Genomic DNA, 25,026 nt, shown 5'->3' with positions numbered 1-25,026 from the left:
TAGCACGAATTTAGAACCGGAATTCCAGTTTTTATTATGCTGTTGCAACTGGGCTGCGCACACCCACCACCTGCTCCGCCAGCAGGCGCAAACTGCTGGTCACCTGCGGCTCCAGGCACTGGCCGTCACCGTCGAACAGGCGCACGCCGGCGGTATTGAGGGTGACGCCCATCGGCGTGGGCCAGCCGCGCAGCGCGTGCACGATCGAGCGCATCGCGCCCAGCGTGGTGTTGCAGCCCTGCCAGCCGGCCGCCGTGACGATGCAGCCCACCGGCATGCCGTCGAGGTACACGCGCTCGTCGGCGCGCAGATCTTCCAGCAGGTCGATGGCGTTTTTCACCAGGCCCGACACGCCGCCGTGGTAGCCGGGCGAGGCGAAGATGACGGCGTCGGCCTGGCGCACCGCTGCCACCAGTGCGCGCTGGCCTTCGGTGCGCTCCAGCTGCTCGGGGTTGTAGCCGGGCAGCGCGGCCAGGGCGGCGCCGCCGAACAACTCGGTGCGCGCGCCCAGTTCCGCCGCGTGGGCCAGCGCCACCCGCAGCGCGGTCTCGGTGCTGGAACCCGGGCGGGTAGTGCCGCCAATGCCGACGATGTATGGGGTGCGGCCGTTGGCGCGGGCGTTGTTGGTGTAGTGGTTCATGGTGTTCGTCTCCGTTTATATTATTTAGATGGTGATGGTGAATGGCAGGTCGATGCTGGAGCGACCGACCAGCAGCCGCACCGGTCCGGCCACGTCGGTCCAGCCGCCATCCCACACCTGCATGCGGCGCGCGGCAATTGCAATGCGCAGTTCCTGCTCCGCGCCGGCTGCCAGCGTGGCCTTGGCAAAGCCGACCAGGGTCAGCTCCGGCAGGTCGCGGTACACCTGCACCACCTCGGCGCCCACGCGGTGGCTGGTGTTGCGCAGCTTGACGGTGACCTCCCAACCGTCCGCCACGTCGTGCAGCTGCGGTGCATCCAGTTCAAAGCTGGCGTAGCCGAAGCCGGCGCCAAAGGCCTGGCGCGGCGCCACGCCGTTGGCAGCCAGGCCGCGATAGCCCACCCGCACACCATCGCTGTAGTGCAGGTCGCCGTTGGCGTCCGGCTGCAGGGAAAGCGCCGGGTAGTCGGCGTCGGCAGCGGCGATGGTGACCGGCAGGCGGCCGCCCGGTTCGCGGTCGCCCGCCAGCACCTGCGCCAGCGCCGCGCCGAATTCCTGGCCCGGGTACCAGCAGTGCAGCACCGCCCGGGCCAGTCCGTCCCAGCGGGTGTCGAACGCGTGGCCCACGTTGGTGACGATGACGGTGTTGGGATTGGCGGCGCATACCTGCTCGATCAGCGCGATCTGTTCGCTCGGGAGGTGGGTGTCGGGACGGTCCTTACTTTCCACGCTGGCGTCCGATGTTTCGCCCACCATCAGGATCACGGCGTCGGCCTGCTGCGCCGCTGCCACGGCCTGCGCCATCATCGACTGGGCGCTGCCCGGGCCGCGCACGCCGTACCACAGGCCCTGGCAGCGCGCTGCCGCGTAGCGCAGCTCTGCTACCACGGCCACCGTTTGCCCGGCCGCCAGTTGCACGGTCACGCTGTCGGCGTCGCCGCTTTTCAGGCGGCCCATCACGTCGCCGGGCGCCAGCTGCTCGTCGCGCCGGAATACTTCCTGGCCATCGACCAGCAGCCGCAGCGCGCCGGTGCCGCCCACGTAGAACAGGTGGCCGCCGGTGTCGGAAGCGGTGTAGCTGCCGCTGGCGCGGGTGGCGGCGTCGCGCTGCAAGGCGCCCGCGTCGTGCACGCCGTGGAACCAGGTGAGCGAGTTGGTGTCGCGCGTTTCGCTCGCCAGCGGTGCGCCGTCGCAGTCCTGGTTGTCGAAGTAATCGATGGTCATGCCGCGCAAGCAGCCGTCGCCCAGGTCGCGCGCCGGCTGCGCCGCCATGCGCGGCAGCTTCGGTTGCGGATCGACGCCGGGCGTGTAGCCGGTAATCGCTGCGCCGAAGCGCTGGCGCAGCGCCTCGATCGGCAGCACGGCGTCGGGTTTCACTGCGATCTTGGCAAAGGTGCCGCCCTGGAAGCACGGTGCGCTGGCGTTGGGGCCGATCACGGCGATGCGCGGGTAGCGGGTTGAGTCCAGCGGCAAAATCCCGCCTTCGTTGCGCACCAGGGTAAAGCCGGCGGCGGCGGCTTGCACCAGCAGGTCGGCCGCCGCGCTGTCGTTCATCGGTGTGCCCTTGGCGCCGCCGAACCGGCGCGCCGTATTGGCCACGCGAGTGGCCGCGTCAACCAGGCGGGCCGCTGGCACCGCGCCCTGCTCCACCGCGCCGGCGCTGTGCGCGCCCAGAAAGCGCGCCGGCCCCGGCATTTCCAGGTCCAGGCCGCCCTGCAGCGAACCGACCGTGGAATGGGTGCCGAACCAGTCGCTCATGAACACGCCGGGAAAGCCCCATTCGTTCTTGGCGATCGCCGTGACGACCGGCGCCGCTTCCGCGCACCAGCTGCCATTGACCTTGTTGTAGGCGGTGAGCATGCCGGCGCAGCGGGCTTCGGCCGCGAGCTCGAACGGCAGCAGATACACTTCGCGCAGCGTGCGCTCATCGACCACGGCGTTCATCTGGTCGCGCGCGGTTTCGCTGTCGTTGCACACCAGGTGCTTGGCCACGGCGCCGGTGCCGGTGGACTGGCAACCGTCTATCCAGGCAGCGCCCAGTTGGCCGCACAGCAGCGGGTCTTCGGAAAAATATTCGAAGGCGCGCCCGGCCAGCGGGCTGCGCGCCAGGTTCAGGTTGGGCGCCAGCATCAGATCGACGCCCCGGCGGATCGCCTCGCCGCCCACCAGTTGCCCGATCTGCTGCACCAGCGCCGGGTCCCAGCTGGCGCCCAGCGCCACTGGCGCCGGCGTGAGCAGCGAGACGTCACGCTCATCGACACGGGCGCCGGCCACGCCCATCGGGCCGTCGGCCATCGACAGCGACGCAATATCCGCCGCCGGCACTGCCGCCGTGGTCCACATCGTGGCGCCGGCGGTCAGCATGGCCATGTCGGCCACGCTCAAATGTTGTTCCATGCTGGTCTCCTCCAGTGGGCGGCCCTGGTGCGGGCGGCCATCATTATTTGAATGCGGGTACCACGTGTTGGGCCAGCAGTTCCAGGGTCTGGTTGGCATAGGCCAGGCGCTTGGCCGTCAGCGGTCCGGTGGTGGTGCCGCACAGGATGTTGCCGATGCCGATATCCTGGTACGCGCGCAGCTTGTTGATGACGGTTTCCGGGCTGCCGTACAGGCACCAGGTAGCCATCCAGTCTTCGGTCAGCGCATGGCCGGTACGGTCGGTCTTCTTGTTGGCGTCGTCGGCTTCGGCCTTGGCGTTGAACGCTGCTTCGCGGTCGATGGCTTCCTGGTAATCGGTGAGGATTTCCTGCACTTCGCGGTGCGCCTGCTCGTCGGTGGGCGCCAGGTGCACGCACTGGTAGCTATGCGTGGTCCACGACAGCGCATCGGCCACCGTTGCGTCGCTGTGGCCGGCCGCCAGCAACTGGCGGTGGTAATTGCCGAAGTGCTTGGTGACGTGGCTGAGTGGATCGGTGCCGCCGATTTTCGGTGGCGTAAACGCCGGGATGAAGGCGGGCCAGCCGTTGACGGCGGCGCGCGTGGCGCTGCTCTCTTTCAGGGCCACCGGCATCAGGCGCGCATGTTTCGGGCCATAGGACGTGGGCGCGATCCGTTGCAGCACGCGGCCCTGGTGGAAGCCGGTCAGCTCCACCGGCGCGTCGTCGATCTGCTTGGCCCACAGCGCTTCGGCCGCTTCCAGGTTTTCTTCGGCGATGCGGCCGGCGTCCTTGTAGTTGACTCCAAAGCCGATCATCTCTTCCGGCGTGGTGCCCGAGCCGATACCGACCAGCAGCTTGCCACGGGTGAGATGGTCGAGGATGTTGATACGCTCGACAAAGCGCACCGGGTGGTGCAGCGGCACCGACGTCACCGAGAAGCCGAAGTGCATGTCCGGCAGCTTGGCCGCCAGGTACGACGCGAACATATAGCTGTCGCTGGCCACCGGCATGTAGCCGTTGAAATGGTGGTCGGGCATGAAGATGGCGTCGAAGCCGAGTTTGCCGGCCAGCAGCGCGTGCTGCTCCAGGTCCACGATCAGCTGTTTGTCGGCGTCCGCGCTCATGGTGCGGGCATTGAGGAAGACGGAGAAGCGCATGGGGAAATCCAGTCATATGGTTACGGGTCACGGATTCGGCCGCCTCGCGGCGCGCCACCCTTAAATCAGAATCCGAATTCTAATTATATTATTTGAGGTGAATTTGGAAGTCAACGCCGATTTGTCACGCGGATGGCAGCTATCCAAACTACGGATGCCGGGCGCGCGGAGGCGCCACTACAATGGCCGCTCTTAAACCAAGGAGACTGCTGTGAAGTACTGGACTACCATGGGATTGATGGCGCTGGCCGCCACGACCACACTGACGGCCGCGCCGGCGCACGCCAACCCCGACCTGGCCAAGGCCAGGAACTGCATGGCCTGCCACGCCGCCACCAGCAGGCTGGTGGGACCGTCGTTCAAGGACATCGCCGCCAAATACAAGGGCCAGAAGGACGCCGAAGCACTGCTGACAACCAAGGTACTCAAGGGCGGCGCCGGCGCGTGGGGGCCGATTCCGATGCCGGCCAATCCGCAGGTGTCGGACGCCGAGGCGAAAACTCTGGTCAAGTGGATACTGGCGCCTTAGAACCTATCCCGGTAGGGAATGAGGCGCTGCTTGCGCGCCTCGCCAGCGGGGCCTGCGTTGTTCGTCATCGCATGGCCTGCCATGCTTCTTCCTCGCGCCTTGCCCCCGCTACCGCGGCATCGCAATCCGCTGCCTCCTCCCTACCGGGATAGGTTCTAAGTCATTTCCCTGATTATTTTGCAACGCGTGCGCGCCGCTCGGCCCGCGTTGATGCTGAGTCGCATGTACCTGCAAGGCCAGGGCGTGCCGGCCGACACTACTGAAGCGATCGCCTGGCTGCACAAGGTCGTGGACCAGCGCTTCAGCGTCGATGGCCGCATGCGCTTCGATCCCGCCCATCCCGAACTGATGAGCGTGCGCGCGGAAGCGGCCATGACCCTGGCCAAGATCTACATGGTCGGACATGGCGTGCCGCGCGACCTGCGCAAGGCGCGCGACTACTACGAAATGGCGTCCGACGCCGGCTACATCCCGGCCACCGCCATGCTGGGCACGGCCTACCTGTCCGGCTTTGCCGGCGACAAGAATATCGACAAGGGCATCAAATATCTAAAGGAAGCTGCCGAAGCGGGCTACCCGGCGGCGCTCTACCAGTTGGGCAAGGTGTACTACAACGGCGATGGCGTGGCGCAGGACTGGACACTGGCCGGCGCCTACTTCACGACGGGCGCCCAAGCGGGCCACCCGGGTGCGCAACTGGCAGCGGCACGCATGTACGATTTCGGCGAAAGCGTGGCGTCCGATCCGAAGCGTGCGCTGACCTACTACAAGGAAGCCGCCGTCAAGGGCGTGCCGGCTGCGCAGAACGCGCTTGCCACCTACTTCTATAAAGGCGAAGTGGTCGATCAGAACCTGGTCACGGCGCGCCAGCTGTTCAACACGGCCGCCATGCAGGCGCAACCGGATGCGATGTACAACCTGGCCGTGATGTCGCGCAATGGCGAAGGCGGCGCCAGGGACTTGTCGATGGCTTACGTGTGGTTCAGCTTGGCCAAGCAGGCGCGCTACCCGGACGCCGAACTGGCGCTGGCCGACGTTACGCCGCAGCTCTCCCAGGCGGAACTGGCCAGGGCCGACGCCATCCTCAAACCGGCCGGCGGTACCAGCATCAGGTAAACCTGTTGCCAGGCGTGACGAGCACCCGCCGCATCACGCCAGCGTTGCCACCAGCGCCACCAGGCTGGCCGGGTCGATCGGCTTGACGAAGTGGTGGTCGAAGCCGGCGGTGGTGGCTTGTTGCTTGGCTTGCTCGTCGCCGTAGCCGGTGACCGCGATCAGTACCACGCCGTCCAGGCCCGGCGTGGCGCGCAGGCGGCGGGCCAGTTCGTAGCCGTCCATGCCGGGCAGGCCGATGTCGAGCAGGCATACGTGCGGCTTGAATGCCAGCGCGCGTTCCACCACGCGCGCCGGATCGTCTTCGGTCAGCACCTGGTGGCCGTGGATTTCGAGGAACATGGCCAGCATGTCGGCAGCGTCCTCGTTGTCGTCCACCACCATGGCGCGCAGCGCGGCGCTGGTGGGCAATACCGGCGCGGGCGAGGCGGCAACGTCGCCGGCTACCGCAACGGGCGCCGGTTCTTCGACGATTTGCGGCAGCGTGATGGTGAAGCGGCTGCCCTGCCCCAGTCCCGGGCTCTGCGCGGCCACCGTGCCGCCATGCAGTTCCACCAGGCTTTTCACCAGCGCCAGCCCGATCCCGAGGCCACCTTGCGAGCGGTCCGTTTCGCGCTCGGCCTGCGCGAACAGGTCGAACGCGTGGGCCAGCACGTCGGCCGTCATGCCGATGCCATTGTCGATCACGGCCAGCCTGACCTGGCCGCCGCCGGTATCGAGCCGCAGCACGATGTCGCCGCCGCCCGGCGTGTATTTGACCGAGTTGCTCAGCAGGTTGGCCAGCACCTGCACCAGGCGCTTGGCGTCGCCCATCACCAGCGCCGGCGCCGGCGGCGTGCTGACGGTGAGGCGGTGGCCGTGGCTGTCGATCAGCGGGCGCACCTGCTCGATGGCGTCGGCCACCACGCGCCGCAGGTCGGTGGCGCTGGCATTCAAGGGGATCATGCCGCGCGTGACGCGCGACACATCGAGCAGGTCGTCGATCAGGCCCGTGATGTGACGCACCTGGCGGCCGATCACGGCGCTGGCGTTCTGCACGCGCGCCGCATCGGCGCCCGGCATTTGCAGCAGTTCTGCGGCGGCCGAAATGGGCGCCAGCGGGTTGCGCAACTCGTGCGCCAGCATGGCCAGGAATTCGTCCTTGCGGCGGTCGGCGGTGCGCAGCGCCTGCTCGCTGCGGGTACGGTCGGTCACGTCGCGGAACATCAGAGCCACCATCAGGTCTTCTTTCGAGCCCACCGGCGTGGCATACACCTCGAACCAGCGGTTCATCGGCTCCGAGCCCTCCAGGAAGCGTACCGGTTCGCCTGTGAGAGCCACGTTACCGTAGATCTGGAACCAGCGCTCCTCGAGGTCGGGCACCAGGTGGCGCGCGGTCTTGCCGACCACGTCCACCAGGCCAGTCTGCCGTTCAAACGACGGGTTCACTTCGAGAAAGCGGTAATCGCAGGGCCGGCCGGCTTCGTCGAGGATGATGCGGATCACGGCCAGGCCTTCGTCCATCGATTCGATCACCGTCACGTACGATTGCTTGAGTATCTGCCTGGTGCGCATGTCCTCGGTAACATCGGCGCACACCACCAGCACGCCACGCACGCGCTCCTCATCCTGGATCGGGCTGTATCCGTAGGTCCAATAGACTTCTTCGCGCTTGCCGTTGCGAGTCAGCGGAATGAGCGCGTTTTCGTGCCAGGTGGCGCCCTGGCCGGCCATCACGTGGTCGATTTCCGGACCGATGATGTGCCATGCCTCTTCCCAGCAATCGATGCCGCGCTGGCCCAGCGCCGCCGGATGGCGCTCGGCGCCCAGGGTGCGCCGATAGGCGTCGTTGTAGAACTGGTAAAGGTCGTCGCCCCACCAGATGAACATCGGGTGGTTGCTGGTGAGGATCAGGCGCAGGGTGGACTTGAGCAGCGACGGCCAGCCGGCCGGCGGTCCCAGCGGATGACGGCTCCAGTCATGGTCGCGCGTGAGCACGCCCATTTCGCCGCCGCCGTCGAGAAAGCCGGGCAACGCGTGCACGGTATTGGATGTCATTGCCAAGCTCCACATGAATAACCGGGGCGATCTTACCACGCGACCTGGCGGCGATATGGCGCAAATGCTACGGGGCGAGGCCGCCTGCAGCGTAAAATATCCGCAGCACCGCTCTTTGCACATAACCGCCAGCCCATGACACCGACATTGCCCGCCTCTCCCCTCGACGACATCGGCTTCGACACCCTGTTCGACGCCGCGCCCGCACCCTGCCTGGTGCTGTCGCTGCAATTGACCATTCTGGCTGCCAACGCCGCCTATCTGGCTGTTGCAGGCCGCGACCGCGCCAGCATCGTCGGCCTGAACATCTTCGAGGCGTTTCCCGACAACCCGGACGATCCGCACGCCGACGGCGTGGCCAATCTGCGCGCGTCGCTGCAGCGGGTGCTGGCTACCGGCCAACCCGACAAGATGGCCGCGATGCGCTACGACGTGGCGCCGGAACCCGGCGGCGCCAACTTCCTGCCGCGCTACTGGCGGTCGGTCAACACGCCGGTGCTGGCGGCCGACGGCGCCGTGCGCTGCATCATCCAGTCGGTGGAGGAAATGACCGCGGCCTTCCTCACGCGCGGGCGCGGCATGCGCGAGGTGCTCTCCAACCTGACCGACGTGCTGCGCGACCTGAAAACGCCCGAGGACATCGGCTACCAGGCCGCCGCCATTCTCGGCGACGCGCTGGGCACCAGTCGGGTGGGCTTCGGCACCATCGACACGGTGCGCGACACCCTGCACGTGGTGCGCGACTGGTGCGCGGACGGGGTCGAAACACTGGCGGGGCAAACCGAATTTCGCCACTACGGCCACTTCATCGACGACCTCAAACTGGGCAAGCTGATCGTGATCGGCGACGTCGACCACGATAGCCGCACCGCGCAGGCGGCAGCAGCTTTGCGCGGGCGCAGCGCCGGCGCCTTCGTCAATGTGCCGGTGGTCGAACATGGCGCCCTGGTCGCCGTGCTGTTCGTCAACAACGCCGCCACGCGGGACTGGTCGGTGGAGGAACTGCTGCTGATCAAGGAGGTGGCAGCCCGTATCCGCACGGCCAGCGAGCGCCTGCGCGTGACCGCTGCGCTGCGCGAGAGCGAGGCGCGCTTTCGCATCATCACCGAGGCCATGCCGCAGATGGTGTGGTCCAACCTGCCCGACGGCTACAACGACTACCACAACGAACAGTGGCACGGCTTTACCGGCGCGCCGCGTAACGCCACCGACGGCCACCGCTGGAGCGAGATGTTCCACCCGGACGACCGCGCGCGGGCGTGGGAACTGTGGCAGCACTGCCTGCGCACCGGCGACACCTATGAAATCGAGTACCGGCTGCGCCACCACAGCGGCGCCTACCGCTGGGTGCTGGGCCGCGCGCTGCCGCTGCGCGACGACGACGGCCGCATCACGCGCTGGCTCGGCACCTGCACCGACATCGACAACCAGAAACGCGCCGAGGAAACCCTGCGCGAGGCCAATGGCCGCAAGGACGAATTCCTGGCCATGCTGGCGCATGAATTGCGCAACCCGCTGGCCCCCATCAGCAGTGCCGCCCAGATCCTGCTGCTTACCCACACCAACCCGGACAGCGTGCAACGGGCGGGAGAAGTCATCCTGCGCCAGGTGCGGCACCTGACCGGCCTGGTGGACGATTTGCTCGACGTTTCGCGCGTCACGCACGGCATGATCGGCATCGACCGCCAGCCGCTCGACCTGCGCGACGTGCTGCACCACGCCGTGGAACAGGCGCAGCCGACGATCGACGCCCGCCAGCACCGGCTGGTGCTCGACCTGGCGCCCGGCGCCACGCTGGTGCTGGGCGACCGGCTGCGGCTGGTGCAGGTCGTGGTCAACCTGCTCAACAACGCAGCCAAGTACACGCCGCCCGGCGGCGCCATTACCCTGGCGCTGGCGGTGGCGGACGGCCAGGCGCGCATCGAAGTCACCGACACCGGCACCGGCATCGAGCCGGCGCTGCTGCCGCACGTGTTCGACCTGTTCATCCAGGCCAAGCGCACGCCCGACCGCCAGCAGGGCGGCCTGGGACTGGGCCTGGCGCTGGTGCAGCGCATCGCCGCCCTGCATGACGGCAGCGTGCGCGCGTTCAGCGACGGCGCCGGCCTGGGCAGCCGCTTCGTGATCACCTTGCCGGTGTTGTCAGTGTTGCCGGGGGCCGACACCGCTGGTTGAAACAAGCGCGCGCCGATTCTGGTATTGTCGATATGGGAATGCAAATATTGCCCCCCATCCGGTGCCGCAACCGCGCACCGGTCCCACTAATCGACCTGAACGGAGAATCACGATGGCTTATGAATTACCGCCTTTACCGTACGCGTACGACGCCCTCGAGCCGCATTTCGATGCGCGCACGATGGAAATCCACCACACCAAGCACCACCAGACTTATGTCACCAGCCTCAATAACGCGGTGAACGACGCCGGCATCGAGCCAGTGGCGGTCGAAGAACTGATCAAGGACATCGGCTCCCTGCCGTCAGCGGCGCAAACCGCCGTGCGCAACCACGGTGGCGGCCACGCCAACCATGCGCTGTTCTGGACCGTGCTGAGCCCCAAGGGCGGCGGCGAGCCGACCGGCAAGCTGGCAGACGCCATCAATAACGACCTGGGCGGCTTCGAGCGGTTCAAGGAACAATTCATCAAGGCGGCGCAAACCCGCTTCGGTAGCGGCTGGGCTTGGCTCACGGTGGGCAAGGACGGTAAATTGCTGGTGGAAAACAGCGCCAACCAGGACAGCCCGTTGATGGGTGAATTCGTCGGTTTGTCGGGCGGTACGCCCATACTCGGCCTCGACGTGTGGGAACACGCGTACTACCTGAACTACCAGAACCGTCGTCCCGACTACATCTCGGCCTTCTTCAACATCATCAATTGGGAAGAAGTGGCGCGCCGTTACGAGCAAGCTGTTACTTCCTGATCAACGGTTGCAGGTAACTTTTGAGGGCAAGCCAACGAGGAACCGCCGTGTTCGCTCCTAGCCACCCTTTATTATCGCCTGGCAGTCATGCGCGCGCGACCGTCACTTGCATCACACTATATAATGGACATAATTTTAACAGTCCAGCAGGCGCTGCTTTTCGCAACCACCTGATCCCTCAATGAATTTAAGCGCACGAAACAATGTCAAGATTCATGGAGGCGATGGCCTGCCCACCATGATCATGGCCCATGGCTTTGGCTGCGACCAGAGCATGTGGCGGCACCTGGTACCCGAGTTCGCCAGCCGCTACCGCGTCGTGCTGTTCGACCTGGTGGGCAGCGGCAGCTCCGATCTGGCTGCCTACGACCGGCAAAAATACGGCTCGCTGCAAGGCTATGCAGACGACCTGCTCGAACTGATCGACGCGTTTGCCACCGGCCCGGTGATTTTCGTGGGTCACTCCGTCAGCGCCACCATCGGCGTGCTGGCGTCGAACCTGGCGCCGGAAAAATTCGCGTCGCAGATCATGGTCGGTCCGTCGCCGCGCTATATCGACGATGACCCGTACCGCGGTGGTTTTTCCGAAGAAGACATCGCCGACCTGCTCGACACCATGGAAGCGAACTATCTCGGCTGGTCCAGCACCATGGCGCCCGCCATCATGGGCGCGCCCGACCAGCCGCAACTGGGCGAGGAACTGGCCAACAGTTTCTGCCGCACCGATCCCGCGATTGCCAAGCATTTCGCCCGCGTGACGTTCCTGTCCGATCACCGTGCCGACTTTGCCCGGTCGCGCACCCCGGCACTGATCCTGCAATGCAGCGACGACCTGATCGCACCGGTGGAAGTAGGCGAATTCATGCACCATGCCATGCCCGACAGCACGCTGGTGATAATTGCCAACCACGGCCACTGCCCGCACCTGAGCGCGCCCGACGCCAGCATCGCCGCCATGCAGGCGTTTCTTTCACCGCCACCGCCCACAGCATGATCGCTGCGGCGCCGGCGGCGACAGACAGGTGGGACGATACCCCGTGCGGCCTGCTGGTCGTCGGTGTCGACGGCGTCATCGTGCGCGCCAACCTCACTGTATGCCGCTGGCTCGGTTATGAGCAGGCCGAACTGGTTGGAAATAAACGGTTCTCCGAGCTGATGCCGATGGGCGCGCGGGTATTCCTGCATACCCACTGGACGCCGCTGCTGCAAATCCAGGGCTCGGTCTCGGAAGTGCAGCTGGACCTGTTCGACAAGCAGCGGCGCCGCCTGCCAATGATGCTCAGCGCCATCCGGCGCCAGCACGACGGCGTGATCCACGACGAGATCGCGCTGCTGGTGGCCACCGACCGCAAACTGTACGAGCGCGAATTGCGCGCCCAACGCGAACGCGCCGAAGCCGCCACCGCCGAGCTGGCCATGGCACAGGCCCAGCTCAGCGCTGCCAACGCAGCGCTGTCGCTGCAGCATCGCCACAAGGACGAGTTCCTGGCCACGCTGGCACATGAACTGCGCAACCCGCTTGCGGCCATGCACAACGTCATCGAGATACTGCGGCTGCGGGCACACGCAGCGAACGGCAGCGACCGCCCCACCGAGATCCTGGGCCGGCAGATTACGCAGATCACGCGCCTGGTGGACGACTTGCTCAACGTCTCGCAGATCGGCCAGGGCAAGGTGTCGCTGGCAATGGTGGCAACCGACATCGTCCCTACCCTGCGCCACGCGGCCGACGAGGCGCTGCCGGCCATGCTGGCGGCCGGGCAGCACCTGACGGTGGACCTGCCGGCGCAGCCGCTGCGGGCAATGGTGGACCCTGCACGCCTGACGCAAATCCTCGCCAACCTGCTCAACAATGCCAGAAAATACAGCCCCGCCGGCGCCGCCATCGCGCTGCGGGCCGGCACCCGCGACGACCGGCTCTGGATCGAGGTCAGCGATACCGGCATCGGCATCGCACCGGAACAACTGGCGCTGGTTTTCGACAAATTTCTGCAACTGGCGCCCGGCCTCGGCCTGGCCCAGGGCGGACTGGGCATCGGCCTGTCGCTGGTCAAGGGGCTGGTGGAGCTGCACGGCGGCGACGTCTCCGCTCATAGCGACGGCGCCGGTGCCGGCAGCCGTTTCACGGTCTGGCTGCCGCTGCTGGACAACCGCACCAGTTGAGGCGTGGCTGGACCACCACAGCGCCGACACTTTCCAATCGGAAATACGTTAGAATGACGCAACGCCGCAATTGCGGCGCTTTTCTGCGGCCCCACCCCCGCCGCCTTTAGCGTTCCCAGCAAATATCCCAATCCATGCCGCCCCGGTCTCATCGGCGCGCGGCGGCAGGCCGCCTGCCGATCAGGCAACCGGGAACGCACTTAACATATCTACAAAGGTGGTCCTGTGAAACTCGGCAACTTGAAAATCGGTGTCCGGCTCGGCTTGTTGTCCGCGCTCTTCTTTATCGCCCTGTTGATCGTGGGCGTCGTCGGCTGGCGCGCAGTTGACGAGGGCAATACCCGCGCCAGCGCAGCCATGGCGCGCCTGGTGGCAATGGCCGAGGCCAGCGACACCGCGCGCAGCGCCCAGGTGGCATTCAAGATCCAGGTGCAGGAATGGAAAAACATCCTGGTGCGCGGCGACGACCAGGACACACTCGACAAGTACCGCACCGCCTTCATCAAGGGCGGCAATACTACCCACGCTGAACTGGCGAGACTCGACGCCATGCTCGACAAGCTGGCCATCGCCACGCCGATGGTGGACGATGCCCTGCGCACCCAGGAAGCACTGACCCAGCGGTACCTGGCGGCACTCGAACAATTCGACCCGGCCCAGGCGACTTCGGCCGACAAGGTCGATGCGCTGGTCCAGGGCGCAGACCGCGAACCGACCCGCAAGATCGACGAGATCGTGGACTACATCGGCAAGCAGGCCCAGGAATTAACGAAACGCATCGAGGCCGACAACGCGGCGGCCCACCAGCGCGCCACGCTGACCATCGCCCTGGCACTGGCGCTGGTACTGGCAATCGGCTCGATCACCGTGCTGTGGCTGATCCGCAGCATCACGCTGCCGCTGTACGCGGCGGTCGCCGTGGCGCAAACGGTGGCGGCCGGCGACCTGCGCACCGAAGTGCGCGCTGACACCACCGACGAAATCGGCGACCTGCTGCAAGCGCTGCGCCAGATGCAGGACAACCTGTCCGGCATCGTCGGCCGGGTGCGCGACGGTACGGTCGCCATCCACGCCGCCTCCACCGAAATCGCCACCGGCAATCTCGACCTGTCCTCACGCACCGAGCAGCAGGCCGGCGCGCTGGAAGAAACTGCGGCTTCGATGGTGGAACTGACCAGCACCGTCAAGCAGAACAACGACAACGCCAGCGCCGCCGGCGAGCTGGCCGACAGCGCATCCGCCATCGCCGTCAAGGGCGGCCAGGCGGTGGAACAGATGGTCTCCACCATGACCGCGATCAGCGCCTCATCCAACAAGATCGTCGACATCATCAGCACCATCGACGGCATCGCCTTCCAGACCAATATCCTGGCGCTGAACGCAGCGGTGGAAGCGGCGCGCGCCGGCGAACAGGGGCGCGGCTTTGCCGTGGTGGCCACCGAGGTGCGCAACCTGGCGCAGCGCTCGGCCACGGCGGCGCAGGAAATCAAGACGCTGATCAACGACTCGGTCGGCCGCATCGCCTCGGGCAACGAGCAGGCGGCGCTGGCCGGCGCCACCATGGGCGACGTGGTGGCCAGCGTACAGCGGGTGACGGCGGTGATTGCCGAAATCACGGTGGCGGGCCAGGAGCAGACCGAGGGCATCGCCCAGATCAGCTCGGCCATCAGTCACATGGACGGCGTCACGCAGCAGAATGCCGCGCTGGTCGAAGAAGCGGCAGCGGCGGCCGACGCGCTGCAACAGCAGGCAGCAGCGCTGACCGAGGCGGTGGCCGTGTTCAAGCTGCGGGCGTAGCTGCTCCCGGAGCGGCGGGAAACGCCACCACCACCCGCAAGCCGGTTGGCGCCAGCGGCGCGGTATCGAAGCTGACCGTGGCACCTGCCTTGTCGGCCACCGCCTTCACGATCGCCAGGCCCAGGCCCGAGCCGGTGGCTTCGCCGCTGCCCAGGATGCGGTAAAACGCGTGGAACACCCGCTCGCGCTCGGGCTTGGGGATGCCCGGGCCGCTGTCATCGACAATCAGGTCCACGCCAGCCGCGTGGCGGCGGAACGCCACGTCGACGCGGCCGCCAGGCGGCGTGTAGCGCAGCGCGTTGTCAACCAGGTTTTTCACCAGCATGTGCAGCTCGAGCGGTGCGGCGGCCACTTGCGCGTCGTCGGTGCTGAGCACGCCGAGGTCGATGCGGCGCTGCTCGGCCAGCGGGTACAAGTCTTCGATCACCGCGCGCACCACCTGCTGCAACGATACCGGCGCTGGCGCGGCGAGGTCCGGCGCGCCCTGCTGCGAGCGGGCCAGCGCCAGCAACTGGTCGAGCATCACGCGCGTGCGCTGCAGGCCGGCGGCCAGCGTCTGCATGCGGCGGCGCGCTTCGTCGGGCATGTCGGCAGCGGCGAGGCGCTCGGTTTGCAGCGACATGGCCGTCAATGGCGAGCGCAGTTCGTGGGCGGCGTCTGCCACGAAACGGCGCTGGGTTTGCATCGCCACGTCCACCCGCGTGAGCAGGCGGTTGATTTCGGCCACCAGCGGCTGCACCTCGTCGGGCAGGCCGGCGGCGTCGAGCTGGCGCAGGTCATAGTGGGAGCGGCGGCCCGCCTCGTCGGCTACCGCACGCAGTGGCCCGAACAGTTTGCGGATCAGCCAGTGCACCAGCAGCGGCAGCAGCAACGCCAGCAATCCGAACGGCACCAATGCCCGCCAGGCGTTATTGATCGCCACCGCGTTGCGCACGCGGGTTTGCTGGGCCACGGCCAGGCGTACCCCGCTGTTATCGGTGCGCACGAACACGCGCCATGAATCGCGTTCCATGTCCACCGTTTGCAGGCCATCGACCAGCGGCGTGGAAAACACGGGCAGGCCGTCGGCGGCCTCGGGTTCGCCCGGGGTGGGATTGAGAAAGCGCACCACGATGCGTTCGTCGAGCGTGATGCCGCTGATCTTCTGGCGCGCGGCCAGCGTGACCGGCCCCGTTTGCAGGCGGCCGATCAGGTGGGCGATCTGGCGCAGCTGCTTGTCCTGGGCGATGTGGGCATCGTTCCACGAAGCGATCAAGGTAAAGACGGCGGCGCTGCCGGCCATGAGCACCACGGCCAGCGCGATGGTGGCCGACAACCGGTACTGGAGCGATGTGTTCATGGCGCCTTGGAGACCATCCAGCCCACGCCGCGCACGTTCTTGATGGCGTCGGTGCCCAGTTTTTTGCGCAGCGCGTGAATCAGAAATTCGACCGCATTGCTTTCCACTTCCTCGTTCCAGCCGTAGATGCGGTTTTCGAGTTCGCTGCGCGAGAGGATGGCGCCGGGCCGCACCATCAGCGCCTGCAACAGCGCGAACTCGCGACCGGTCAGGCGCACTTGCCGCCCTTCGCGGCAGGCTTCGTGGGTGGCCGGATCGAGCGTGATCACGCCGTTGCCCAGGTTGGGGCCGACGGCGGCCGCCTGGCGCCGGGTGACGGCACGCATGCGCGCCAGCAGTTCCGACAGCGCGAACGGTTTCACCAGGTAGTCGTCGGCGCCGCCGTCCAGGCCCGCCACGCGGTCCTCGGTAGCGTCGCGCGCGGTGAGCACCAGTACCGGCACGCCACGGCCGGCGGCGCGCAGCGTGTGCAGCACGGACATGCCGTCGCGCCGGGGCAGACCCAGGTCGAGCAGCACCATCTGGTATGGATTGCAGGCCAGCGAATCGAGCGCGGCGTCGCCATCGACCACCCAGTCCACGCCATAACTGGCTTCGCGCAGCGCCTGCTGGATCGCATTGCCGATCATGTCATCATCTTCCACCAACAGCACCCGCATGACATCCCTTCGATTTCCGCGCCGAATGGCGGCACAAGCGCGGTATTTTAACGGCTTCGTTCAGCGAACGTCCGCTAAGTGACTGCTAAGTGTGCGTGCCTACCATGCGGACGTTGTTGTTCCAGCCCGGGCCCCGCTGCATGAAAAGCATGAAACTACTGAAGCCGTTAATTTTTTCGTTGATTTGCCTGGTGGGCCTGCAAGCGCCCGTGGATTCGCATGGCGCCGAGTCGCGCCAAAAACAGAGTTCCGGCAAGACTACCAAGGCGAAGGCCGCCAAGGCGAAGGCCACCAAGGCCAGCAAGGCCAGGCCGGTCAAAGCCAGGCAAGTCAAAACCGTCAAGCCGCTGCGCCAGCGCAAGATGGCGCAGGCGGTGGCGGCCTCGCAAGCCCCCAACGCCGCGCACCTGGCCGCCTTGCGGTCGAGCGCGGTGGTGATCATCGATCCGAAGACGCAGGACGTGCTGTACCAGAAGAACCAGAACACGGTAATGCCGATCGCCTCGCTCACCAAGCTGATGACGGCGCTGGTGGTGCTCGACGCCAACCAGAGCATGACCCAGCAACTGACGGTGACCAGCGCCGACGTCGATCGCCTCAAGTATTCGACCTCGCGCCTGCAAGTGGGTACCAAGCTGTCGCGCACGTCCATGCTGCACCTGGCGTTGATGAGTTCGGAAAACCGGGCCGCATCCGCGCTGGGCCGCAACTATCCCGGCGGCACCCGCGCCTTTGTCGCCGCGATGAACCGCAAGGCCCGCGCGCTGGGCATGCGCAACACGCGCTACGTGGAGCCGACCGGCCTGTCGAGCGCCAACGTTTCGACGCCGAGCGACCTGGCAAAATTGGTGATTGCCGCAGAAAAGAGCGCCCTGATCCGGCGCTACTCGACCGACCACCAGTTCAGCATCCGCCAGGGCCGCAGCACCAGCGTGTACCACAACACCAACCGCCTGACCGCAAGCAGCAACTGGCGCATCCGCCTGCAAAAGACCGGCTACATCTCGGAAGCGGGCCGCTGCATGGTGCTCTACACCATGGTCAACAATCGCCCGACTGTGATGGTGTTCCTCAACTCCCAAGGCAAATACTCGCACGCAGCCGATGCCAACCGGGCGCGGTCGTGGCTGGCGGGATACCGAACTGGGAAGGTAAAGCGGCGGCACTAGTGCCAGGAAGCTTGATCGCGTGGAAGGCTTTGAGTGGGATCGTACGGCTTGATTACATCGGTTGGTGCCAGCATATCGGTGTAAAGCACCAGATTACTACCGCCGGTAATGACTGAGTTGAACAGTATGCCCTTGGTACCAGTCGACATGACCAAGTCGCCGATCACCCACGATGGTGGCTCGATTTTCTCATTGAAAACCATGCGCCGCCAATCACAATCGAAATCTTGCCAGATGGAATCCCATCCTGCGCCATATCCGCCCCGGAAGTCAACGACGGGATCAACCGTCAACTCATAGCTGACCATCATTGCCGGCGCAATAAGCGCATCGAGTTGTCTATATTCGGCTAGCGCTGTTTCCAACTCCAGGGACAAGTACAAGGCATTGATACCTGGCCTATTCGCCCGCCCACCAAACCTGGCGGCGCCGGCGCCAGACACCGGCGCAAACGACCATTTCGGATCGTGTACGCGAAAGGCGTTGCATGCCAGCGCGATCAGTCTCATCCCGCGAACCCCTGCCGCAGTGATTGCAGATAGGTCACCACATCGTCAGTCCGGCCTTCGGAAATAAGTTGCTGACCCGTCTTGTAGTCGAAGGTCGGTATCGGATGATTCCGGTACCAGTAGATCGCCTTCTCGATGCTGTGCGAAACATCTGCGGCAGCACGAACGACCCGCACCGATTCTCGCAAGTAACGTTGAACACCTTCGGACTCGGGCGCCCGCGTGATGGTATTGCGATGTACACGCGCAGCCGCAGCGAGACTTTGCAAGTCGAAATTAAACACCAGAGCGAAACTCTTGGGCGAAATTACAGGACGGCTGGTTTCGCCATTGAGAAACTCCAGAAAACCATCAAAGTCCCGTTCGAACACCGGTAGCGTGTCGATATCGAGCACTAACATAGCAACTCCTTCGCATCAAGTATGCACCATATTTGCACTATTTCTGGTGTTATGCAAGCTTAATGCGCCTGTCTTTGCCGGTCTTAGAAGTAGTACCCCGCCTGCAAATTGATGCGGCGGCTATAACCGGGATGTTCGGCCGAGGTAGCGCCCAGGCCGCCGAAGTCGGGCGAGATGTACGGGTGGTGCTTGCCCAGCATGAAGTCGGCGGAGAACGACCATTTGCCCGCCGAGAAGCTCAGGCCCGTAACGTTTTGCGGCGAGTCCTTGTAGCCGCCCACGCGCTTGTGCAGCATGCTGTAGTCGTTATAGACCTTGAAGCCGGAAAACGGCCCCACCTTGCCGCCGATGTCGTAGCTGGCGTTGGCGATGTAGATGTCGCCTTTCGATGCCACCGGGTACGGGTAGCCGAAGCCACCGATCATGACGAAGCTGTTGGCGTCCAGGCCGCCGTAGGTCTGGGTTGCTTCGTGGCTGGTGTGATAGTCGTACCGCATCGCTTGCAGCATGACGTTGACCGGTCCCGACTTGCCCTTGAAGTGCACCGCGAACGCGTTGCGGCGGGTGTTGACGGCGCCGTTGGCGCGCGCTGCGTTGCGGATCTCGCCGGTCAGCGCGGAGACGCCCACCTCGTGCTGGCCCTGGTCGCCCACCTTGAACGCCACGCGGCCGATCAGGGTGTTGCGCTCGGTGTCGCGCTGGCCGGTGCCAAAGCCTTGCGCGTCGTCGTCGGCAACGATGTTGTACGAGTAGCGGTTGGCCGAGGGTGCGGTGTTGCTGCCGCCGCCATACGAGCCGCCGTCGCGCGGGTAAAAGCCCAGCTGCCATTCGACCGGACCCGGCTTGCTGAGGTAGGTCACGCCGAGGTCGTACTTGTCTTCGAAGCCGGCGTAAAACGCGATCGACTCATAGAAATTGTTCGATGCATACGGTTGCAAGCCGAACAGGTTCTTGTCCACGCCAATGTGCAGCTCGCTCTTGTCGGCAAAGCGCCGGCCGACCCAGCCGTGGTGCAGGAAGTGCTGCCAGTAGCCGCCCTGGCCTTTCGGGAAATTATTGTAGCGATACTGGGCCGAACCGAGGTTGGTGCCGTCGTCGTAGTTGACGTCCAGCCGCGCCGTGTCGAGGCCGAAGAAGCCGTTGCGATACTCGTCCTGCCAGCTTTTGTACACGTAATTGAAGCGGATGGCGCCGCCCACGGTGAGGGGCGAAGCGCCCGCGTCGGCCGCCATGGCGACACCGCCGGACAATAGAAGGGTAGTGGCCGCTGCGCATGCGCACCAGCCTTTGACATTTTTCGACAACATATTATTTCCTTTAAAACGGTGGCGGCGCTTCCTGCGCATCGATCTGCCTTGGCCCGAACAGGTGCGCAACTTGGCTGCGCGCCGGGACCGGAAGCTGTTGCGGGTGGCTTCGACAGCCTGCACCCGCTCCGCCTGGAACGAAATCCCTGCCGTGCGCTGGATAGACCGGGTGTAAACGCCAGTCGCGCGGGTCAGTCACTGCACCGTGACCGGTGCAGGCATGGTGAACAAGGCCTGCCGCGAGCGAAGCAAGTGATCGGATCGCAGCATGACTACTGACAGAAGTTGGCAGGAGGGGCCGATATAGTACCACCGGTCGCGACCATTACCCCGTCCGGTTGACCGGCAGATACCGCCCCGGAACACTCATCACCAAGGAGAATCTTGCATGTCCATCAAGTCCGTAGCCCATATCAACCTGCGCGGCGCCGCCCGCCAGGCCCTTAACTTTTACCACGCGGTATTCGGTGGCCAGGCCACGCTGGTCACCTACGGCGACGGCGGCATGCCCCACGATCCGGCAGATGCCGACCTGGTTATCTGGGGCCAGGTTGTGGCCGACAGCGGCTTTTGCGTGATGGCCTTCGACGTGCCGGCAGCGATGCCGTGGGACCCGGGCCAGAACGCCTACTACGTTTCCGTGGGCGGCGACAGCGCTGACGAGATCGCCGGTTACTGGGCCAGGCTGGCCGAGGACGCCACCGTCATCGTGCCGCTGGCGCCATCAAAGTGGTCGCCGCTGTACGGCATGCTCAAGGACCGCTTCGGCGTGACCTGGGTGCTCAACGTCGCTATTGCGCCAACCGGGCAAGTTAACTACAATTGAGAATGATTCTTGTTCTGCTTTGAAGGCATGCCAGCGACCAACCACCTGCCCCAGCCGGACATCGGCGCCCTGTACAGCGACCACCACAGCTGGTTGCAGGGCTGGTTACGTCGCAAGCTGGGCAATGCCGGCGATGCCGCCGACCTGGCGCAGGACACCTTCATCCGGGTGCTGAGCAAGCACGAAGCGCCCGACGTGCTGGCGCCACGCGCCTACCTCAGCACCATCGCGCGCGGCCTGGTGGCCGATTTTTTCCGCCGCCAGGACCTCGAACGCACCTATCTCGATACGCTCGCCGCGCTGCCCGAACAGCACACGCCCTCCCCCGAGGCGCGCGCCCTGATCCTCGAAGCCTTGACCGCCATCGACGCCATCCTCGACGGCATGAAGCCGGCCATGCGCCAGGCGTTTTTACTCTCGCAACTGGAAGGCCTGACCTACCCGGCGATCGCCGAACGGCTCGGCGTGTCGCTGCGCACGGTGAATACCTATATGGCGGACGCCATCGCGCACTGCCACCGGGTGGCGCCCGGCATGGACTCGGTGCGCGGCATGATGCAGGCGATCCCGCCGCACATCGGCGCGCCGGTGCTGCAGGTGCCGCTCAAGGGCCGGCGCCAGGCGCTGCGCGGGCTGGCGTTGCTGGCCTCCGGCGGCGCCATCGGCTACGCAGTGTACGGCAGCGCCGATGACGCCGCGCCGTGGCGGTCGGCGCTGGCCGAATACCGCACCGGCGTCGGCAAACAGCGCAGCGTGCGCCTGGCCGACGGTTCGCTGCTGATCCTCAACACCGACAGCGCGGTCGATGTACGCTTCGACGCCGGCCAGCGCACGGTAGTGCTGCGCAGCGGCGAGATCGTGATCGAAACCGCGCACCGGCCGCATGCGGGCGCGCCACGCGATACGCGGCCGTTCGTGGTGCAGACCGCGCACGGCGCCATGCGGGCGCTCGGTACGCGCTTCACGGTGCGCCACGCGCCGGAATCCACCACGCTGGTGGTGCTCGAACACGCGGTGGCCGTGCGCCCTGCCCGCGCAGCGCTGCAAACGCCGCCGGTGCTGGTGCGCGCGGGCCAGCAACTGGTATTCAACGCGGCCGGCACCGCGCCGCTGCAAACCGGCGACGACCTGGCCGACGCCTGGCGCCACGGCAGCATCGTGGTGGACAACTGGCCATTGAGCCGCCTGGTGGCGGAACTGGGCCGCTACCGCACCGGCCACCTGGCCTGCGACAGCGCGGTGGCCAGCCTGCGCGTGTCCGGCGCATTCCCGGTGGCCGATACCGACCAGGCGCTGGCGGTGCTGGCGCGGTCGTTGCCGGTGCGGGTACGGCGCCTGACCCGGTACTGGGTAACGGTAGGCGCCGCATAAATATTTTTCAAAAACTTCTGCATGATTTTCAATCTGGTACGGCCTACAGGGAGCAAATGATCCGAATGCTCCGACCAACCATCGATTGAAGAAGCCATGTCCCTGCAAAAATCGTCCCACCTGACCGCCCGCCCTGCGCTGGCGCCCGTTGCCCTGGCGCTGCTGACCGCGCTGCCGCTGTTGTCGCTCATGTCGTTAGCACCGGCCCACGCCCAGTCCGCGCCGCCCGCCGCCCAGGCTGGCGCTGCGCACAAGACTTACCAGATCCCGGCAGGCCCGCTGGCCGGCGCCCTGGCACGCTTTGCCGCTGCCGCCGGGGTGGCGCTCTCGTTCGACCCGGCCCTGGCCGAAGGCCGGCAATCAAGCGGTTTGCAGGGCGACCATAGCGTGGCCTCGGGCTTTGCCGCCCTGCTGGCCGGATCGAGCCTGGAAGCGGTCAGCAGCAGCGACGGTGGCTACGTGCTGCGCAAGTCGCTATTGGCCGACGCGCCGGTCAGCACGCTGCGCGAGGTGAAGGTGCAAGCGCAGGACCTGGGCAACCTCAGTGACGGCAGCGGCGCCTACACCATCGGCGCGACCAGCACCGCCACCAAGCTGTCGCTGGCGCTGCGCGATACGCCGCAGAGCATCAGCGTGATCACGCGCCAGCGCATGGACGACCAAAACCTCAACACCATGGCCAGCGTGCTGGAACAGACGCCGGGCATCAATATCCAGCACATCGACAGCGAGCGTTTTTCGATTTTCTCGCGCGGTTACGGCATCGACAGCTACCAGTTCGACGGCGTGCCCACCACGCTGGTGATCACCACCACCGCCACCCCGCAAAGCACCGGCGACATGGCGCTGTACGACCATATCGAGGTGCTGCGCGGCGCCGCGGGCCTGATGACGGGCGCGGGCGAACCGTCGGGCACCATCAACCTGATGCGCAAGCGCCCCACCGCCACCTTGCAGGGCAGCGCCGGCGCGGCGCTGGGTACGTGGGACATGCGGCGTGCCGAAGTGGATGTATCGGGCCCGCTCAATGCCAACGGCACCGTGCGCGGGCGCGTGGTGGCGGCGCACCAGCAAAGCGACAGTTTTATCGATTACTACTCGCAAAAGAAGCAGGTGCTGTACGGGATCGTGGAGGCGGACCTGGCGCCGGGTACGCTGGTGTCGGCCGGCGTCGACTACACCCGGTCCGATCCGCGCGGCGTGTCGTTCGCCAGTTTCCCGCTGTTCTACAGCGACGGCGGCCAGACCGATTTCCCGCGCTCGGTCAACCCCGCTTCGCGCTGGAGCAGCCGCAAGCAAAATACCTTGAACGCATTTGCCACGCTCGAACACAAGCTGCCGTCCGACTGGAGCGTCAAGCTGGCGCTCAACCACATGTACAGCAAGCGCACCAGCAAGCAGGCCTCGGCCAGCTGGGGTTTCCCCGACCGCGCAACCGGCGAGAACATGATGCTGTTCGGCGGCGTGGGCGTCGGCTGGCAAAAGCAGGATGGCGTGGACTTGCAGGTGCAGGGCCCGTTCGAACTGTTCGGCCGCAAGCACGAAGTGGTGGCGGGCTTCAATTATGCCAAGTTCGATGACCGCAGTTCGCCCGATGTCACCGATGTCGAAGGCCGCGCGGTCAACTTCTACACCTGGAACGGCTACACGGCCGAACCGTCGCCGGCGCCTGTGCTGCTCAACAACGACACCAGGATTCGCCAGAACGGCGCCTACCTGGCCACGCGCCTGAAACCGACCGACGACCTGGCCGTGATCGTTGGTGCGCGCACCAGCAACTACCGCTACCACTACACCTTTGATTACCTGCAGCCGGGCTACACCGACCAACTGACCGAATACCGGGCCTCCGGCGAGGTCACGCCGTATGCGGGCGTGGTGTACACGGTGACACCGGACCACACGCTGTACGCCAGCTACACCAGCATCTTCAAGCCGCAAAGCGTGCGCGATCGGAACGGCGTGGGACTGGACCCGCGCGAGGGCAAGAGCTACGAAGCGGGCTGGAAAAGCGCGTGGCTGAACCGGCGCGTGGATGCGGCTGTGGCCCTGTTCGAAACACGCCAGGACAACCTGGCCGAACGCGATCCCGGCCAGGTCGTTCCCGGCAGCCTGAACCAGCCCGCTTACCTGGCCGTGGCCGGCGCCAGAACGCGCGGCATCGACCTCGAAGTGACGGGCCAGCTGGCGCCGGGCTGGAACCTCAGCACCAGCTTCAGCCACAGCACCACCGAAGACAGCAAGGGCGTACGCATCGCCACGGCCGCGCCGGTGAACCTGTTCAAGCTGTGGACCACGTACCGCCTGGGCGGCGCCTGGCAGGGCCTGACCATCGGCGGTGGCGCCAACCGCCAGAGCAGCATGCACTTCACCGCCACGCCGTGGCAGCTGGGCAAGGCGGTCACGGCGCGCCAAGACGGCTACACCATCGCCAACCTGATGGCGCGCTACCAGTTCAACCCGCGCGTGGCACTGACGGTCAACGTCAACAACCTGTTCGACAAAACCTACCTGAGCTCGCTCGATACGACGTTCTACGGCGGCTACTTCGGCGATCCGCGCAATGTGTCGGCGAGTTTGAAGTATCAGTTCTGATGGTGGTGTGACGGTCTGCCGCTCATAAAACTGCACTACAATGCATCGATGGTAGGAAGTTCGTCCGCTCAGATGGCATCAAGAAATTTCATGAGAAACGTGTACATGACCGTCAA

General features: G+C 65.7%; 20 protein-coding genes. 11 read left to right on the top strand and 9 right to left on the bottom strand.

Annotation, left to right across the window (positions count from 1 at the left end):
- Positions 1-34: 34 nt before the first annotated feature.
- The 3 genes from F8197_RS00880 to F8197_RS00870 are packed head-to-tail and all read right to left on the bottom strand — an operon-like array spanning position 35 to position 4,175.
- Positions 35-640, bottom strand: coding sequence for an NADPH-dependent FMN reductase (locus F8197_RS00880; protein WP_152879229.1), 606 nt, complete (start codon positions 638-640; stop codon positions 35-37).
- Between the two features lie 24 nt (positions 641-664).
- A complete protein-coding gene (locus F8197_RS00875) occupies positions 665-3,037 on the bottom strand; it encodes a glycoside hydrolase family 3 protein (RefSeq protein ID WP_152879227.1) in 2,373 nt (790 codons plus the stop codon).
- A gap of 43 nt (positions 3,038-3,080) precedes the next feature.
- Positions 3,081-4,175 (bottom strand): LLM class flavin-dependent oxidoreductase, encoded by a 1,095-nt coding sequence (locus F8197_RS00870; RefSeq protein ID WP_152879225.1) that lies wholly within the window; start codon positions 4,173-4,175, stop codon positions 3,081-3,083.
- A gap of 238 nt (positions 4,176-4,413) precedes the next feature.
- On the opposite strand from F8197_RS00870, the gene F8197_RS00865 reads away from it, so the two are divergent.
- A complete protein-coding gene (locus F8197_RS00865) occupies positions 4,414-4,704 on the top strand; it encodes a c-type cytochrome (RefSeq protein WP_152880731.1) in 291 nt (96 codons plus the stop codon).
- A gap of 210 nt (positions 4,705-4,914) precedes the next feature.
- On the top strand, positions 4,915-5,820 hold the full coding sequence (locus F8197_RS00860; RefSeq protein ID WP_152879223.1) for a tetratricopeptide repeat protein: 906 nt from the start codon (positions 4,915-4,917) through the stop codon (positions 5,818-5,820).
- Between the two features lie 33 nt (positions 5,821-5,853).
- Here F8197_RS00860 and F8197_RS00855 read toward each other — a convergent pair whose 3' ends face one another.
- Positions 5,854-7,854, bottom strand: a complete 2,001-nt coding sequence (locus F8197_RS00855; RefSeq protein ID WP_193333296.1) for an ATP-binding protein — start codon at positions 7,852-7,854, stop codon at positions 5,854-5,856.
- A 135-nt stretch (positions 7,855-7,989) separates the two neighbouring features.
- On the opposite strand from F8197_RS00855, the gene F8197_RS00850 reads away from it, so the two are divergent.
- The 5 genes from F8197_RS00850 to F8197_RS00830 all read left to right on the top strand — a co-directional run bounded on the left by F8197_RS00850 (position 7,990) and on the right by F8197_RS00830 (position 14,734).
- Entirely contained in the window at positions 7,990-10,029 is a 2,040-nt protein-coding gene (locus F8197_RS00850; protein WP_152879219.1) for a PAS domain-containing protein, read from the top strand.
- 112 nt (positions 10,030-10,141) lie between these two features.
- The gene (locus tag F8197_RS00845; RefSeq protein ID WP_152879217.1) at positions 10,142-10,774 is read left to right on the top strand and encodes a superoxide dismutase; all 633 of its coding nucleotides are present in this window, start codon (positions 10,142-10,144) and stop codon (positions 10,772-10,774) included.
- 181 nt (positions 10,775-10,955) lie between these two features.
- Entirely contained in the window at positions 10,956-11,768 is an 813-nt protein-coding gene (locus F8197_RS00840) for an alpha/beta fold hydrolase (protein WP_152879215.1), read from the top strand.
- Positions 11,765-12,937: a PAS domain-containing sensor histidine kinase gene (locus F8197_RS00835; RefSeq protein WP_152879212.1), complete on the top strand. Its 1,173-nt coding sequence runs from the start codon at positions 11,765-11,767 to the stop codon at positions 12,935-12,937. Before F8197_RS00840 ends, F8197_RS00835 begins: the two co-directional genes overlap by 4 nt.
- A 225-nt stretch (positions 12,938-13,162) precedes the next feature.
- Entirely contained in the window at positions 13,163-14,734 is a 1,572-nt protein-coding gene (locus tag F8197_RS00830; RefSeq protein WP_373996748.1) for a methyl-accepting chemotaxis protein, read from the top strand.
- Here F8197_RS00830 and F8197_RS00825 read toward each other — a convergent pair.
- Complete coding sequence (locus F8197_RS00825; RefSeq protein ID WP_152879210.1) at positions 14,718-16,073, bottom strand: ATP-binding protein; 1,356 nt, start codon at positions 16,071-16,073, stop codon at positions 14,718-14,720. The genes F8197_RS00830 and F8197_RS00825 overlap by 17 nt on opposite strands.
- Positions 16,070-16,732 (bottom strand): response regulator transcription factor, encoded by a 663-nt coding sequence (locus tag F8197_RS00820; protein WP_152879209.1) that lies wholly within the window; start codon positions 16,730-16,732, stop codon positions 16,070-16,072. Before F8197_RS00820 ends, F8197_RS00825 begins: the two co-directional genes overlap by 4 nt.
- A 149-nt stretch (positions 16,733-16,881) precedes the next feature.
- Between F8197_RS00820 and pbpG the strand changes: the two genes are divergently transcribed.
- The gene (gene pbpG / locus F8197_RS00815) at positions 16,882-17,901 is read left to right on the top strand and encodes a D-alanyl-D-alanine endopeptidase (RefSeq protein ID WP_152879207.1); all 1,020 of its coding nucleotides are present in this window, start codon (positions 16,882-16,884) and stop codon (positions 17,899-17,901) included.
- On the opposite strand, the gene F8197_RS00810 is transcribed toward pbpG, so the two are convergent.
- The 3 genes from F8197_RS00810 to F8197_RS00800 all read right to left on the bottom strand — a co-directional run bounded on the left by F8197_RS00810 (position 17,898) and on the right by F8197_RS00800 (position 20,118).
- Complete coding sequence (locus F8197_RS00810) at positions 17,898-18,410, bottom strand: RES family NAD+ phosphorylase (protein ID WP_152879205.1); 513 nt, start codon at positions 18,408-18,410, stop codon at positions 17,898-17,900. The genes pbpG and F8197_RS00810 overlap by 4 nt on opposite strands.
- Complete coding sequence (locus F8197_RS00805) at positions 18,407-18,811, bottom strand: DUF2384 domain-containing protein (RefSeq protein ID WP_152879203.1); 405 nt, start codon at positions 18,809-18,811, stop codon at positions 18,407-18,409. Before F8197_RS00805 ends, F8197_RS00810 begins: the two co-directional genes overlap by 4 nt.
- Before the next feature lie 83 nt (positions 18,812-18,894).
- Positions 18,895-20,118 (bottom strand): hypothetical protein, encoded by a 1,224-nt coding sequence (locus F8197_RS00800; RefSeq protein ID WP_152879201.1) that lies wholly within the window; start codon positions 20,116-20,118, stop codon positions 18,895-18,897.
- A gap of 388 nt (positions 20,119-20,506) precedes the next feature.
- On the opposite strand from F8197_RS00800, the gene F8197_RS00795 reads away from it, so the two are divergent.
- The 3 genes from F8197_RS00795 to F8197_RS00785 all read left to right on the top strand — a co-directional run bounded on the left by F8197_RS00795 (position 20,507) and on the right by F8197_RS00785 (position 24,910).
- A complete protein-coding gene (locus F8197_RS00795) occupies positions 20,507-20,944 on the top strand; it encodes a VOC family protein (protein WP_152879199.1) in 438 nt (145 codons plus the stop codon).
- 27 nt (positions 20,945-20,971) lie between these two features.
- Positions 20,972-22,315 carry a sigma-70 family RNA polymerase sigma factor gene (locus F8197_RS29350; RefSeq protein WP_152879197.1) on the top strand — a complete coding sequence of 448 codons (1,344 nt, stop codon included), beginning with the start codon at positions 20,972-20,974 and terminating at the stop codon, positions 22,313-22,315.
- Positions 22,316-22,411: 96 nt separating this feature from the next.
- Positions 22,412-24,910: a TonB-dependent receptor gene (locus F8197_RS00785; RefSeq protein ID WP_152879195.1), complete on the top strand. Its 2,499-nt coding sequence runs from the start codon at positions 22,412-22,414 to the stop codon at positions 24,908-24,910.
- Positions 24,911-25,026: the final 116 nt, after the last annotated feature.

The organism is Duganella sp. FT27W, assembly GCF_009295655.1.
Lineage (GTDB): Bacteria > Pseudomonadota > Gammaproteobacteria > Burkholderiales > Burkholderiaceae_D > Rugamonas > Rugamonas zoogloeoides.
The sequence above is the reverse complement of the archived record's forward strand: the minus strand, read 5'-3'. Positions and strand labels throughout refer to the sequence as shown.

Bases quoted from the DNA above. Each gene is read 5' to 3' on its own strand.
- F8197_RS00880 (WP_152879229.1), bottom strand. From the start codon at position 640: ATGAACCACTACACCAACAACGCCCGCGCCAACGGCCGCACCCCATAC.
- F8197_RS00875 (WP_152879227.1), bottom strand. From the start codon at position 3,037: ATGGAACAACATTTGAGCGTGGCCGACATGGCCATGCTGACCGCCGGC.
- F8197_RS00870 (WP_152879225.1), bottom strand. From the start codon at position 4,175: ATGCGCTTCTCCGTCTTCCTCAATGCCCGCACCATGAGCGCGGACGCC.
- F8197_RS00865 (WP_152880731.1), top strand. From the start codon at position 4,414: ATGGCGCTGGCCGCCACGACCACACTGACGGCCGCGCCGGCGCACGCC.
- F8197_RS00860 (WP_152879223.1), top strand. From the start codon at position 4,915: ATGCTGAGTCGCATGTACCTGCAAGGCCAGGGCGTGCCGGCCGACACT.
- F8197_RS00855 (WP_193333296.1), bottom strand. From the start codon at position 7,854: ATGACATCCAATACCGTGCACGCGTTGCCCGGCTTTCTCGACGGCGGC.
- F8197_RS00850 (WP_152879219.1), top strand. From the start codon at position 7,990: ATGACACCGACATTGCCCGCCTCTCCCCTCGACGACATCGGCTTCGAC.
- F8197_RS00845 (WP_152879217.1), top strand. From the start codon at position 10,142: ATGGCTTATGAATTACCGCCTTTACCGTACGCGTACGACGCCCTCGAG.
- F8197_RS00840 (WP_152879215.1), top strand. From the start codon at position 10,956: ATGAATTTAAGCGCACGAAACAATGTCAAGATTCATGGAGGCGATGGC.
- F8197_RS00835 (WP_152879212.1), top strand. From the start codon at position 11,765: ATGATCGCTGCGGCGCCGGCGGCGACAGACAGGTGGGACGATACCCCG.
- F8197_RS00825 (WP_152879210.1), bottom strand. From the start codon at position 16,073: ATGAACACATCGCTCCAGTACCGGTTGTCGGCCACCATCGCGCTGGCC.
- F8197_RS00820 (WP_152879209.1), bottom strand. From the start codon at position 16,732: ATGCGGGTGCTGTTGGTGGAAGATGATGACATGATCGGCAATGCGATC.
- pbpG (WP_152879207.1), top strand. From the start codon at position 16,882: ATGAAACTACTGAAGCCGTTAATTTTTTCGTTGATTTGCCTGGTGGGC.
- F8197_RS00810 (WP_152879205.1), bottom strand. From the start codon at position 18,410: ATGAGACTGATCGCGCTGGCATGCAACGCCTTTCGCGTACACGATCCG.
- F8197_RS00805 (WP_152879203.1), bottom strand. From the start codon at position 18,811: ATGTTAGTGCTCGATATCGACACGCTACCGGTGTTCGAACGGGACTTT.
- F8197_RS00800 (WP_152879201.1), bottom strand. From the start codon at position 20,118: ATGTTGTCGAAAAATGTCAAAGGCTGGTGCGCATGCGCAGCGGCCACT.
- F8197_RS00795 (WP_152879199.1), top strand. From the start codon at position 20,507: ATGTCCATCAAGTCCGTAGCCCATATCAACCTGCGCGGCGCCGCCCGC.
- F8197_RS29350 (WP_152879197.1), top strand. From the start codon at position 20,972: ATGCCAGCGACCAACCACCTGCCCCAGCCGGACATCGGCGCCCTGTAC.
- F8197_RS00785 (WP_152879195.1), top strand. From the start codon at position 22,412: ATGTCCCTGCAAAAATCGTCCCACCTGACCGCCCGCCCTGCGCTGGCG.